The sequence below is a fragment of the Paraburkholderia sprentiae WSM5005 genome, assembly GCF_001865575.2.
Taxonomy (GTDB): domain Bacteria; phylum Pseudomonadota; class Gammaproteobacteria; order Burkholderiales; family Burkholderiaceae; genus Paraburkholderia; species Paraburkholderia sprentiae.
In genome coordinates, this window is sequence record NZ_CP017563.2 from 774,024 (window position 1) to 787,256 (window position 13,233).

At 63.4% G+C, this 13,233-nt stretch carries 11 protein-coding genes; 8 read left to right on the plus strand and 3 right to left on the minus strand.

Going from position 1 to position 13,233, the window contains the following annotated elements:
* Position 1 precedes the first annotated feature (1 nt).
* From BJG93_RS32095 to arsB, 5 genes are all read left to right on the plus strand, one after another.
* Complete coding sequence (locus BJG93_RS32095) at positions 2-3,634, plus strand: hydantoinase B/oxoprolinase family protein (protein WP_027194493.1); 3,633 nt, start codon at positions 2-4, stop codon at positions 3,632-3,634.
* A 154-nt stretch (positions 3,635-3,788) separates the two neighbouring features.
* A complete protein-coding gene (locus tag BJG93_RS32100; RefSeq protein ID WP_027194494.1) occupies positions 3,789-4,133 on the plus strand; it encodes an ArsR/SmtB family transcription factor in 345 nt (114 codons plus the stop codon).
* Between the two features lie 12 nt (positions 4,134-4,145).
* Positions 4,146-4,625 carry an ArsI/CadI family heavy metal resistance metalloenzyme gene (locus tag BJG93_RS32105; protein WP_027194495.1) on the plus strand — a complete coding sequence of 160 codons (480 nt, stop codon included), beginning with the start codon at positions 4,146-4,148 and terminating at the stop codon, positions 4,623-4,625.
* 44 nt (positions 4,626-4,669) lie between these two features.
* Positions 4,670-5,164: an arsenate reductase ArsC gene (locus BJG93_RS32110; protein WP_027194496.1), complete on the plus strand. Its 495-nt coding sequence runs from the start codon at positions 4,670-4,672 to the stop codon at positions 5,162-5,164.
* Positions 5,165-5,170: 6 nt separating this feature from the next.
* Entirely contained in the window at positions 5,171-6,241 is a 1,071-nt protein-coding gene (gene arsB / locus BJG93_RS32115; RefSeq protein ID WP_027194497.1) for an ACR3 family arsenite efflux transporter, read from the plus strand.
* Positions 6,242-6,281: 40 nt separating this feature from the next.
* Here arsB and BJG93_RS32120 read toward each other — a convergent pair whose 3' ends face one another.
* Positions 6,282-7,184 carry a LysR family transcriptional regulator gene (locus BJG93_RS32120; protein WP_154671718.1) on the minus strand — a complete coding sequence of 301 codons (903 nt, stop codon included), beginning with the start codon at positions 7,182-7,184 and terminating at the stop codon, positions 6,282-6,284.
* A 98-nt stretch (positions 7,185-7,282) separates the two neighbouring features.
* Between BJG93_RS32120 and BJG93_RS32125 the strand changes: the two genes are divergently transcribed.
* Positions 7,283-8,260, plus strand: coding sequence for a zinc-binding dehydrogenase (locus BJG93_RS32125; protein ID WP_027194499.1), 978 nt, complete (start codon positions 7,283-7,285; stop codon positions 8,258-8,260).
* A 7-nt stretch (positions 8,261-8,267) separates the two neighbouring features.
* Here BJG93_RS32125 and BJG93_RS32130 read toward each other — a convergent pair whose 3' ends face one another.
* Entirely contained in the window at positions 8,268-9,674 is a 1,407-nt protein-coding gene (locus BJG93_RS32130; protein ID WP_027194500.1) for an MFS transporter, read from the minus strand.
* 103 nt (positions 9,675-9,777) lie between these two features.
* Here BJG93_RS32130 and BJG93_RS32135 point away from each other — a divergent pair, with 103 nt between their 5' ends.
* Positions 9,778-10,704: a LysR family transcriptional regulator gene (locus tag BJG93_RS32135; RefSeq protein WP_027194501.1), complete on the plus strand. Its 927-nt coding sequence runs from the start codon at positions 9,778-9,780 to the stop codon at positions 10,702-10,704.
* A gap of 60 nt (positions 10,705-10,764) precedes the next feature.
* On the opposite strand, the gene pstS is transcribed toward BJG93_RS32135, so the two are convergent.
* Positions 10,765-11,799 (minus strand): phosphate ABC transporter substrate-binding protein PstS, encoded by a 1,035-nt coding sequence (pstS, locus tag BJG93_RS32140; protein ID WP_027194502.1) that lies wholly within the window; start codon positions 11,797-11,799, stop codon positions 10,765-10,767.
* 348 nt (positions 11,800-12,147) lie between these two features.
* Here pstS and BJG93_RS32145 point away from each other — a divergent pair, with 348 nt between their 5' ends.
* Positions 12,148-13,224, plus strand: coding sequence for an LLM class flavin-dependent oxidoreductase (locus BJG93_RS32145; protein WP_027194503.1), 1,077 nt, complete (start codon positions 12,148-12,150; stop codon positions 13,222-13,224).
* Positions 13,225-13,233 lie beyond the last annotated feature (9 nt).

Below are 13,233 nucleotides of genomic sequence, written 5' to 3' on the forward strand. Positions count from 1 at the left end.
CATGAAGCACGATCACGCCTCCGATGTTTGCACGCCGTCCCGCTGGCAGTTCTGGATCGACCGCGGCGGCACGTTCACCGATATCGTCGCGCGCCGCCCGGACGGCACGCTCACCACGCACAAGCTGCTTTCCGAAAACCCGGAGCAATATCGCGATGCCGCTGTCGCCGGGATTCGCCATTTGCTTGGCCTACGAGCCGGAGAACCCATTACGTCGCGCGACGTCGAGATGGTCAAAATGGGCACGACGGTCGCGACCAACGCGCTGCTCGAACGCAAGGGCGAGCGCGTAGCGCTCGTCACCACGCGCGGCTTCCGCGACGTGTTGCGGATCGCGTATCAGAACCGCCCCCGCCTGTTCGATCTCGACATCGCGTTGCCGGAAGCACTCTATGAGAACGTGGTGGAAATCGACGAGCGCGTGAGCGCGCAAGGCGAAGTGGTCGCGCCGCTCGACCGCGCGGCAGCGGAGCGCGCACTGCGCGAGGTCTACGACAAAGGCATCCGCGCGCTAGCGATCGTGCTGATCCACGGTTATCGCCACACGTCGCATGAAAGCGAGCTTGCGGATCTGGCGCGCCGCATCGGCTTCACGCAGATCTCGGTTTCCCACGAAGTCTCGCCGCTGATGAAGATGGTCTCGCGCGGCGATACGACCGTGGTGGATGCCTATCTGTCGCCTATCCTGCGCCGCTACGTGGATCAGGTCGCCAGCGAGATGCCGGGCGTGAACCTGCAGTTCATGCAGAGTAGCGGCGGACTGACACGCGCCGATGTATTTCAGGGCAAAGATGCGATTCTCTCCGGCCCGGCGGGCGGTATCGTCGGCATGGTGCGCGCGGCTCAGGCAGCGGGCTTCGAGCGCGTGATCGGCTTCGACATGGGTGGCACCTCGACGGACGTCTCGCACTTCAACGGCGAGTTCGAGCGCGTATTCGAAACGCAGGTGGCAGGCGTGCGGATGCGCGCGCCGATGATGAGCATCCATACCGTGGCGGCAGGCGGCGGCTCGGTGCTCGGCTTCGACGGCGCCCGGCTGCGTGTCGGCCCCGACTCGGCGGGCGCCAATCCGGGTCCAGCGGCGTACCGGCGCGGCGGCCCGCTCGCGGTCACCGACTGCAACGTGATGCTCGGCAAGATTCAGCCCGACTATTTCCCGCGCGTCTTCGGTCCGAGCGGGAACGAGCCGCTCGATCGCGAGATCGTCGCGGAGCGCTTTCGGGCACTCGCCGATGAAATTTTCGCGGCGACGGGTCAGCGTCGCGCGCCAGAAGAACTCGCCGAAGGTTACCTGGAAATCGCCATTGGCAGCATGGCTAACGCGATCAAGAAGATTTCAGTGCAACGCGGCCACGACGTCTCGCAGTATGTGCTGACGACTTTCGGCGGCGCGGGCGGCCAGCATGCGTGCGGTGTGGCCGACGCGCTCGGCATGACGCGGGTGTTCGCGCATCCGCTTGCGGGTGTGCTCTCCGCTTACGGCATGGGCCTCGCGGATCAGACGGCGATGCGCGAGCGAGCGCTCGAAATCTCGCTCGACGACTCATCGCTTGCGGCGCTGCAAGCCGCGCTCGATGCGCTCGCGGCCGATGCCACCCGCGCACTGCTCGAACAGGGCGTGGACGCCGCGCGTATCACGACTGAACGCCGTGTCCATCTGCGCTATCAGGGCACCGATTCCGCGCTCGCCGTGCCCGCGGGCAGCGTCGATGCGATGCGCGCCGCTTTCGAAGCGGCGTATCGTCAACGCTATGCGTTCCTGATGGCCGATACGCCGCTCATCGCGGAACTCGCGTGCGTCGAAGCGATCGGCCATTCCGACGCGCCCGTCGATGCCGGCAGCCTGCCGCAGCGCGCGGCAGGCGACGCGCTCCGTGCGCAGTCGGTCGTGCGCCTCTATTCGGGCGGTAGCTGGCACGACGCATCGCTCTACCAGCGCGACACGCTGTGCGCCGCCGACACGCTCGACGGCCCGGCGATCATCGCCGAAAAGAACGGCACGACCGTGGTCGAGCCGGGATGGCAGGCGGTGCTGACCGTACAAGGCAACGTCGTGATGACGCGCGTGCAACCGCTGCCCACGCGCCGCTCGATCGGCACCGAGGCCGACCCTGTGCGCCTCGAGATATTCAACAATCTGTTCATGTCGATTGCCGAGCAGATGGGATTGCGTCTGCAAAACACGGCGTATTCGGTGAACATCAAGGAGCGCCTCGACTTCTCGTGCGCGATCTTCGATGCTGCCGGCAATCTGATTGCGAACGCGCCGCACATGCCCGTGCATCTGGGATCGATGGGCGAGAGCATCAAGACCGTCATCGAGCGAAATCGCGGCGCGATGCGCGACGGAGATGTATTCATGCTCAACGACCCGTATCACGGCGGCACACATTTGCCCGACATGACGGTCATCACGCCGGTGTTCGCAGACGGTTCGGCCGAGCCGCTCTTCTACGTCGGCTCGCGCGGCCATCATGCGGATATCGGCGGAATCACACCCGGTTCGATGCCAGCCGCTTCGTCGCATATCGAAGAAGAAGGCGTGTTGGTCGATAACTGGCAGCTTGTTTCTGCGGGCGTGCTGCGCGACGCCGAAACACGCGCGCTGCTCGCGTCGGGCCGCTATCCGGCGCGCAACGTCGCACAGAACATGGCCGATCTGCGCGCGCAGATCGCAGCGAACCAGAAGGGCGTGGACGAACTGCGCCGCATGGTCGCGCAATTCGGCCGCGACGTGGTGCTCGCCTTCATGCAGCACGTGCAGGACAACGCCGAAGAAGCGGTGCGCCGCGTGATCGGCGCGCTCAAGGACGGCGCGTACCGTTACGAACTCGATAACGGCGCGGTGATCGACGTCGCCATTCGCGTCGATGCTGCGACGCGTAGTGCGACCGTGGACTTCAGCGGAACGTCCGTGCAACTGCCGAACAACTTCAACGCGCCGAAGGCGGTTTGCATGGCAGCCGTGCTGTACGTGTTCCGCACGCTCGTCGGCGACGACATCCCGCTCAACGCGGGTTGCCTGAAGCCTCTGTCGGTGATCGTGCCGGACCGCTCGATGCTCAATCCGGTCTATCCGGCTGCGGTAGTGTCGGGCAACGTGGAGACATCGTCTGCGATTACGAATGCGCTCTATGGCGCGCTGGGCATCGTCGCGTCCAGTCAGGGCACGATGAACAACTTCACGTTCGGCGACGCGCGCTACCAGTACTACGAGACGATCGCAGGCGGCAGCGGCGCGGGCAATGGCTTCTGCGGCGTCGACGCGGTACAGACGCACATGACCAACTCGCGCCTGACCGATCCCGAAGTGCTCGAATGGCGCTATCCCGTGCGGCTCGAGTCGCACCTGATCCACGCGGAGTCGGGCGGCGCGGGACGCTGGCGCGGCGGTAACGGTGCGATCCGGCGCATCCGCTTTCTCGCGCCGATGACCGCGTCGATTCTCTCGAACAATCGCGTTCACGCGCCTTTCGGCGCGGCAGGTGGGCGTGCGGGAAGGCGGGGCAGCAATCGCGTCGAGCGCGCGGACGGCGAGATCGTCGCATTGGGCCATATCGCGAGCGTCGAGATGGCCGCGGGTGACGTGTTCGTGGTGGAAACGCCGGGTGGCGGCGGTTTCGGGGAAGCGTAATCGCATTCTGCGGGCCGTGCGCGCGGCACGGCTCGCGGTCGGACTGACCCTGTCGCACTGCAGCCGTTGCGGGCGCCGGGCTGCTAGCTTTAGCCGCGCACTCCACTGCCCGTTGCGCCTTGCGCAGAGACGTCATTTCGACTATATTCGAAACATGGAAGAAAACGATGTTATCCGCGCCCTCGCGGCATTGGCACACGGCCTTCGCCTGAGAGTGTTCCGCATGCTGGTCGTGGCCGGTCCGGCAGGGCTGACGCCGGGCGCCATCGCCGAGCAGCTCGACATTCCGAACGCGACGCTCTCTTTTCATCTGAAGGAGTTGCTGCGCGCGGAGCTGATCACGCAGGAGCGCGACGGGCGCAGCCTGATCTATCGGACTGCCTTCGACCAAATGAATGCGCTGCTGGGCTTCCTGACCGAAAACTGCTGCCAGGGCCAAACATGCGGCGAGCCGGGAACAGACTCATGCCAACCCGGCACAGCCTCACGCAAATGCTGAAGGAGAATTGCCATGAAGCGATTTCACATCCACGTCCACGTCGACGATATTGCAGCCAGTGTCGCGTTCTATTCGAAGCTGTTCGCCGCGCAACCGGCGCGCGTCGAAGCGGACTACGCTAAATGGATGCTGGACGATCCTCGCGTGAACTTCGCCATTTCGACGCGTGGCACGAAGACAGGTGTGGACCATCTCGGTTTCCAGGTAGACGACTCCGCCGAGCTCGCCGAACTCGCGCAGCGGGCAGAGGCGGCGGACATGGCCCTGCTCGATCAGGGCGAAACCACCTGCTGCTATGCACGCAGCGACAAGCACTGGATTGTCGATCCGCAGGGTATCGCCTGGGAGCACTTTCATAGCCTCGACCGTGTCCCCGTCTACGGCGAAAGCCGGCAAGAGTCGTCGCCGTTGTCTGCGCAAACGTCGTGCTGCGCTCCGCGCGGCGAACCCGTTGGCGTTCCGGTCAAGCCAGCCGGGTCGGCCTGCTGCTAAGCGACGGCACAGCCAACGAATCCAACACGGCCGATTGATTCACCATGACCACGAACGTACTGATTCTCTGCACCCATAACTCCGCGCGCAGCGTCCTCGCGGAGGGGATGCTGAACCATTGGGCGATCAAGCTCGGCAAGGACGTGCGCGCGTACAGCGCAGGCAGTGCGCCGAGCGGCCGCATCAATCCATTGGCACTCGAAGCACTGACGAATGCGGGCATCGATACGGAAGGCTATCGCAGCAAGAGCTGGGACGAATTTGCTGCCAATGGCGCGCCGCAGATGCGCATCGTGATTACCGTGTGCGACAGCGCGGCCGCCGAGCAATGCCCGTTCTGGCCTGGAAGCCCGGTCAAGGTTCACTGGGGCTACCCCGATCCTTCGAACGCGCAAGGCGGCGATGAAGGCAAGCGCCAGGCGTTCGACATCACGCGCCAGGCAATCGGCTATCGCATGCTGCAATTGCTTGATCTGCCGCTGGACCTCCTGAGCAATGCCGAACTTCGGCAAGTACTCAACGACATCCGGGAAAACTGAAGCATCATGAACGTACCCAATCTCGCGATTTCGAAAAAGCGTGCTTCCACGCCCGCCATCAGCTTCTTCGAGCGATATCTCACTGTCTGGGTCGCGCTGTGTATCGTCGCGGGCATCCTGCTTGGCCAGTTCCTTCCTGGTGTTTTCCAGGCGATTGGGCGGGTGGAATACGCACACGTCAACTTGCCGGTCGGTCTGCTGATCTGGGTGATGATCATCCCAATGCTCGTCAAGGTCGACTTCGGATCGTTGAATGAAGTCCGTCATCACGTGAAAGGGATCGGTGTCACGCTTTTTGTGAACTGGCTGGTCAAACCATTCTCGATGGCGTTGCTTGCCTGGCTGTTCATCAAGAACCTGTTCGCGCCGATGCTGCCTGCCGAGCAGCTCGACAGCTACGTCGCAGGTCTGATCCTGCTCGCGGCCGCGCCATGCACGGCGATGGTATTCGTCTGGAGCCGGTTGACCGGCGGCGACCCGCTGTTCACGCTCTCCCAGGTTGCGCTGAACGACAGCATCATGGTGATCGCGTTTGCGCCGCTCGTCGGTCTGCTGCTCGGCATCTCGGCCATCACCGTGCCGTGGGCGACGCTGTTCACTTCGGTCGTGCTCTATATCGTGATTCCGGTGATCCTCGCGCAGATCCTGCGCAAGATGCTGCTCGCAAAGGGCCCGGCGGCGTTCGACGCGGCGATGGCGAAGATCGGTCCCTGGTCCATCACGGCGCTGCTCGCGACCTTGGTGCTGCTGTTCGCGTTCCAGGGCGAAGCGATCCTGAAGCAACCGATGATTATCGTGCTGCTCGCGGTGCCGATCCTGATACAGGTGTTCTTCAACTCGGCACTGGCTTACTGGCTGAATCGCGCGGTCGGCGAAAAGTACAACATCGCCTGCCCGTCAGCGCTGATCGGTGCGTCGAATTTTTTTGAACTGGCCGTCGCCACCGCAATCGGTCTGTTCGGCTTCAATTCAGGGGCTGCACTGGCAACGGTCGCTGGCGTGCTGGTCGAGGTGCCCGTCATGCTGCTCGTGGTGCGTATCGTCAACCGTTCGAAAGACTGGTACGAACGTAACTGACGTCGCTGATTCGCAGGCATCTAGTCATGAGGCACACCTCTCAATCGATCCTGAAGTCCGCGGCCGCCTCCCTGATGTGGTGCCAAAGCAGATCCGCGATCGGCCCGTGAGGTAGATCTCGCCGGCGCGCTGCGGTGATTTCGATCCGTCCGCCTTGCAGATGCCGTCCGCCGATCGACAGCAGGCGGCCGTCACGCAACTCTTTTTCGATCAGATAATCGTGCAGATGGCCCCAGGCTGCGCCCTGTACGATGATCTCCTTCTTCATCAACTGATCGCCCACCGTCCAGGTCTGCGCGCCCTCGATGATGTAGTAATTCGGCCGGTCGATGTGACGCGCCGTGTCGCGTATCACGCATTGGACGTAGCCACGCATCTGCTCAGGGGTGATCTCGTCCGAGATCGGCATGCGAAGAAATCCCGGCGCTACAACAGGGATGAGTTTCACCACGCACAAGTCGATGTACTCGAGCCGAGGATCGGCTTTGTCGATATGGTGGATGATCAGATCGGCTTCGCCGTCGAAGAGGCGTTCCCAGGGACCCGCAATAGCCTCGACGTGCAGATGCAGCCGCGTAGCCGGATGGTCATCGAAGAAGCCGCGCAGCAGTCGGAGCACCTCGCGCACAGGCGAAAGATCGCCGATCACCACACGTAGCTCGCTCTCCTCGCCCATGGCCAGTTGCAAAGCGTGGTTCTTCAAACCACGCAGCTCAAGCAGAAACACGCGGACATGTTCGTGGAACGAGCGCCCGGCCTCAGTCAGCGCGACACGATAGCCGCTGCGATCGAGCAAGGTCAGACCTAGCTGTCCCTCCAGGTTCTTCACGGCGGCGAAAACCGTCGGTTGCGTGCGCCGAAGTTTTTCGGCCGCGGGCTGAAAGCCGCCTTCCGAAACGACTGCGTCGAAGCACTGCAACTGATACAGCGTTAAACCTTCAATCATCGGTCGGCCCTATCGAGTTCATCGAAACTTCATTATTTATTGCAATATCTCCGATCCCTAATATTAGACGGCACCCACCTATCTGGAGATATTTCATGCGTGCCATCGTCATCAAGCAGTACGGCGGTCCCGATGTGCTGAACATCGAGGAGCGGCCCGATCCTTCGCGCCGGGCCGGTCACGTTCTGATCGAGGTCAAGGCCTTCGGCGTGAATCGCGCCGAGACCCATATGCGCGAAGGCACATGGCCCGAAGCGACGGAGATCAGCGGAATCGAGTGCGTTGGAATCGTGAAGGCTGATCCGGACGGGCGCCTGATTCCGGGACAAAAGGTCGTCGCCTTGATGGGCGGCATGGGGCGCACGATCAACGGCAGCTATGCGGAGCTGACCAACGTGCCCGCCAGCAACGTTGTGCCGGTCGAGACGAATCTGGCCTGGGAGCATCTCGCGGCGATTCCGGAATCGTATGCGACCGCGTGGGTGGCCCTGTTCGGCAACCTCGACCTCGAGTCCAGCCAGACGGTTGTCATTCGTGGCGCCACCTCTGCATTGGGACGGGCGGCGGTGGACATCGCCGCGCACGCAGGCGCCCGCGTCATTGCCTCGACGCGCAACCCCGGTCGCGCGGCGTCTCTCGAGGCGCTAGGCGCCACGCAGGTGTTATTGGAAGAACCCGACCTTCCCCGGCGTGTTCGCGATCTGCATCCCGATGGCATAGATGCTGTGTTGGAGCTGGTCGGCAACAGCACCGTCGTCAGCTCGCTCACGATGGTTCGTCGACACGGCCGCCTCTGTCTGGCGGGCTTTCTAGGCGGCTCCAGCCCGATCAGGGACTTCACGCCGATGGCGCAGCTCCCGAGCGGCGTGCACTTCAGCTTCTTTGGCAGCTTCATGTTCGGCACACCCGCATTTCCAATATCCGAAGTACCGATGCAGCTCATTGTCGACCGCGTGGAACGCGGCCTCTACAAGGCAAAGGCCGCACGGGTCCTTCCGTTCGAGGAGATCCGCGAGGCCCATCGCCTGATGGAAGCTAACACCGCCAACGGCAAAATCGTCGTGCGCTTGTAAGCGGCGGTCATTGACTGCTGACGTCGCGCGCGCCGCCCGTGACCATCGATCCTGACGTCCGGAGACCCAGCACGATGCCGAGGAGGCTTAGAACCGTCACCAAAGCGGCCACAGTCGCAGCGAGATGGAGTCCTTCGGCAAGGTTGCCGGACTCCGGTCGCACAAGCGCACCGAACAATCCCACGCCGAGCACGCCACCAATCTGACGTGCGGTATTCAGCACGCCCGACGCAATGCCCATGCGCGACGGATCCACGTGCGCCAACACCGCCGTGTTGATCGATGGCACCGCAAGCGCCGCGCCGACACCGACCATTAGCAATGGCAACCCCACTGCTAGCGCGCTGCTATCCACACGCACGAACGCGAGCGAAACATAGCCGAGCGCTGCCAGTGCCTGGCCGACAAGCATCGGCAGGCGATAACCGAAACGCGCCGTGAGCGAGCCCGACGCGAGATTCGCGACTGTCACCACTGCCGTCATAGGCAGGAACGCGAGGCCGGTTTCGAGCGGGGTGTCGTGACGCGCGTTCTGGAAAAACAGACTCATCGCGAACATCAGTCCGTAGTAGCCGAAATTCAGCGACAGCCCCGTCAACGCGCTGACACTCACCGCGGCGTTGCGCAATAGCGCGAGCGGCAACAGCGGCTGCGCATGCCTTGCCTCGACCACGACAAACAGCCCGCCCGCCACGGCGGCGGCGGCGAGCCCCGCCAATATGGTCATGGTCCACCCCAGCCTGCCGCTTTCGACCACCGCATACGTCAGCCCGACCAACGCAATCACGGCAAGCGTCTGGCCGGCCAGATCCATGCGACGCGCCGCGTGAGCCTCCGTGTCAGGCGCATGAGCGACTGTCAGCCAGATGCCTGCGACGCCGATCGGCACGTTGATCAGAAAAATTGCGGGCCAGCCGAAGCGGTCGACGAGTAGTCCGCCGACCAACGGACCCGCCCCCAGCGCCAGCGCTGCCGTGCCCGCCCAGACGCTGACGGCCTTCGCCCGCGCATGCGGTTCCGGAAACGCCGCACCGAGCAGCGCCAGCGACGACGGCACGCACAGCGCCGCGCCGATGCCTTGCAACACGCGCGCCGCGATAAGCATCGCCGCGCCACTCGACAGCGCGCAGCCCACCGATGCGCAGGTGAACACCGCGAACCCGGCAAGAAAGATGCGGCGTGCGCCAAACCGGTCGGCCAATGCGCCGCCGAACAGCAGCAGACTGGCAAACGCCAGCGTGTAGGCGTTGACGACCCATTCCAGCGCCGTCGAATCGAGGGTGAGGCTATCGCGCATTCGTGCCAGCGCGACGTTCACAACCGTCACGTCGAGACAGATGATGACGAAGCCGAGGCTCGTCGCGAGCAGGGCAAGCCGCGATGATCGGGCCGGTGAACTGAGTTGTTTGCGCATGATGTCCGTGCATGAAGTCGGGGTCGTCTGCGCACACCCTATTCCCACAGTGAAAATTGATAAATGGACGCCAGATTGCAACAGAACCAATTATTATTGCGGAATGGATCTTCTCAAAGCGATGACCGTGTTCGTGCGCGTAGTCGAAAGCGGCAGCCTGACGGCGGCGGCGGTGGCATGCGACCTGTCGCCGACGATGGTCGGCAATCACCTTCAGGCGCTGGAAACGCGGCTTGGCGCGCGACTGATCCATCGCACGACGCGCAAGCAGCAGATCAGCGCGTTTGGTCAGGCCTACTATGAAAGATGCGTCGAGATCCTTGGCCTGGTCGACGATTCCGAACGGCTCGCGCTCGACCATCTCGCAACGCCACGCGGACGCCTGCGTGTGACCGCGCCCGTCGTGTTCAGCAACGAATGCCTGATGCCCGTGATCGCGGATTACTGCGAGCGCTATCCCGAAGTGAAGCTTGATATTGTCGCCTCGGATGCGCTGTCAGACCTGCTCGACGACGGCTTCGAGGCGGCCGTACGCATCGGCGCGCTGGGCAATCCGGATCTCGTCGCGCGGCCTCTGAAGCCGTACCGTCTCGTGTTGTGCGCGTCGCGCGCGTATCTGGCAACGCACGGCGCGCCGTCATCGCCCGAGGCGCTGCTCTCCCACCAGTGCCTGACGTACGCGTATCCGCCGCGCTCGGAATGGCACGCGGCGCAGCCGGAATGGATCCTGCACGGTCCGCACGGACGCGTGAGCGTGCCCGTCGATGGCCGGCTGAGGATCGACAATTCGGAAGCGCTGCGACGGGCGGTGTTGCGCGGCCTGGGCATTGCAATGCTGCCCGAGATGCTGGTCGCCGCGGATCTGCGATCCAGGCGCTTGGCCCACGTGCTGCCGAAGTTCACCGCGCCTGAGCGGCCACTGAATCTGCTGTATCTGCGTGAGCGCCAGACGTCGCCGAAGCTTCGAAGCTTTATTGAATTTATGGTCGAGCGCTTCGGCGCGGACGCGGCAACGCGCAAAGGCGATTAACGCGAAAGTACACGAGCCCGAGCGGTCAGCCGATGTGTCGCTACGGGTGCACTAAGGCGTTCACTCAAACACCTGCTTTCCCGAAGCGTCCTTGATCTTCGTCTTCCACTGCGCGCGGATTTCCGACACGACCGACTCTGGCAGCGAGATATAGTCGAGATCGCTGGCGGCCTGCCCGCCGTTCCTGAATGCCCAGTCGAAGAACTTCAGCGTTGCCGCGCCTTGCGCCGGCTTGTCTTGCGTCGAATGCAGCAGCACGAAGGTCGCGCCGACGACCGGCCATGCATCCTTGCCCGGCTCGTTGGTCAGAATCTGGTAGAACGACGTCTTCCAGTCCGCGCCGGCCGCGGCTGCCTTGAAGGTTTCGGTCTTCGGCGCCACCACGGCACCGGCCGAGTTCTTCAGGCTGGTGTAGACCATGTTGTTTTGCTTCGCATACGCCCACTCGACGTAACCGATCGCACCCGGCAGGCGTTGCACGAAGGCGGCCACGCCGTCATTGCCCTTGCCACCCGTACCGGTCGGCCAGTTCACGGTGGTGCCTTCGCCGACCTTCGACTTCCACTGCGGGTTCACCTTCGACAGAAAGTTCGTCCAGATGAAGCTCGTGCCCGAACCGTCGGCGCGGCGCACCACGGCGATGTCCGTATCCGGCAACTTGATGTTCGGATTCAGCGCGGCGATCGCCGGATCGTTCCACTTCTTGATCTTGCTCAGATAGATGTCGCCGAGCACGGCACCCGACAGAACGAGTTGACCCGGCTTCACGCCTGGCAGGTTCACGACCGGCGCGACGCCGCCGACCACCGTCGGGAATTGGAACAGGCCGGTCTTCGCCAGTTCATCGTCCTTCATCGGTGCGTCGGAGCCAGCGAAGTCGACGGTCTTCGCGATGATCTGCTTGACGCCGCCCGCTGAACCGATGCCTTGGTAGTTGACTTTGCCGCCGCCCGCCTTGTGGTAGGCGTCAGCCCATTTGTTATAAATCGGGGCTGCGAAAGTGCTGCCCGCGCCGATGATGTCGACGGTTTGCGCGTGCGCGGCCGCGCAGGGCAGAGCAACGGCAAGAATGGCAATGCCTCGTTTGAACAGCATCGTTTGCCTCCACGAGATTGACTGACAGAATCAATTGTTGCCGCAAGCTACGCTCCAGCCCGCGATCCGTCTTGTGCGCATCGCGCGGCCCGGGTGTTCATCGCCGCGTCGATCCTTCCCATCGCTCGGACGTCTAAACTTAGGCGGTTCGAATGACATTTCGTTGACAGCTGCGGCGCGATGCCTGTCTTCGTCTATGGCCCGTACGTTCATATCGTTAGCTCAATATAATATTTCGTCGTTGCATAGCCCGGTGTTAGCCTGAATTCGTCGCGCAGGCGTGCACCGCGTCACGCCTGCTCCCGCTTCCATTTCTCCATCGAAACGAATATCCGGAAAGGAGCTACCGTGAGCGTCGAATTCATCGGCATGATCCAGCAACGCAAGATCTCGGAGACGCATGCTCCGCGAGGCCCCGCGATCGATACCGACTACGTGCGCGCCTTTGCGCAAGCGCACGAAAACGCGGGCTTCGACCGCATCCTCGTGCCCCACAGTTCGACGAGCCCCGACGCGACCATCACGATCGCCTACGCCGCGAGCGTGACATCGCGCGTGCATTTCATGCTCGCGCATCGGCCGGGCTTCGTCGCGCCGACTTTGGCGGCGCGGCAGATCGCGACGCTCGACCATTTTTCCGGCGGCCGTCTCGCGGTGCACTTCATCTCGGGCGGCAGCGACGAAGACCAGCGGCGCGACGGCGACTTTCTGAGCCATGACGAGCGCTACGCGCGCACCGACGAATACCTGCAGATCCTGCGGCGCGTCTGGACCGAAGCGCGTCCGTTCGATCACGAGGGCCGCTTTTACCGCTTCGAAAAAGCCTTCTCCGACGTCAAGCCGAAACAGACGCCACATGTGCCGATCTATTTCGGTGGCGCGTCCGAACCGGCGCTTGCAGTCGCCGGCAAACACGCGGACGTCTACGCGCTGTGGGGCGAATCGAAACAGCAGGTCCACGAGCAGATCACGCGCGTTCGAACCGAAGCGGCGAAACATGGCCGCAGCGTGCGCTTCTCCGTGTCGTTCCGGCCGATCCTCGCATCGACGGAAAAAGCCGCGTGGGAACGCGCCGAACGGATTCTCGACGAGACGCGCCGGCTGCGCGTCGAGCAGGGCTTCGCGCGTGGCGGCCCGCAACAAAGCGAAGGCGCGCGGCGTCTGCTAGCGGCCGCGGGCGACGGCGTGCGTGCGGACGAGCGTTTGTGGACCGCGATCGCCAAGGAAATCGGCGGCCGTTCGAATTCGACCGCGCTCGTCGGCACACCGGCACAGGTTGCGCAAACGCTCGCCGACTATCACGCGCTCGGCGTCACGACGTTCCTGATCCGCGGCTTCGATCCGCTCGAAGACGCGATCGACTACGGCCGCGAACTGATCCCCGCAACGCGCGAACTGACGTCGCGGGCACGCCGCGCCGCGTAACAGGAGCGC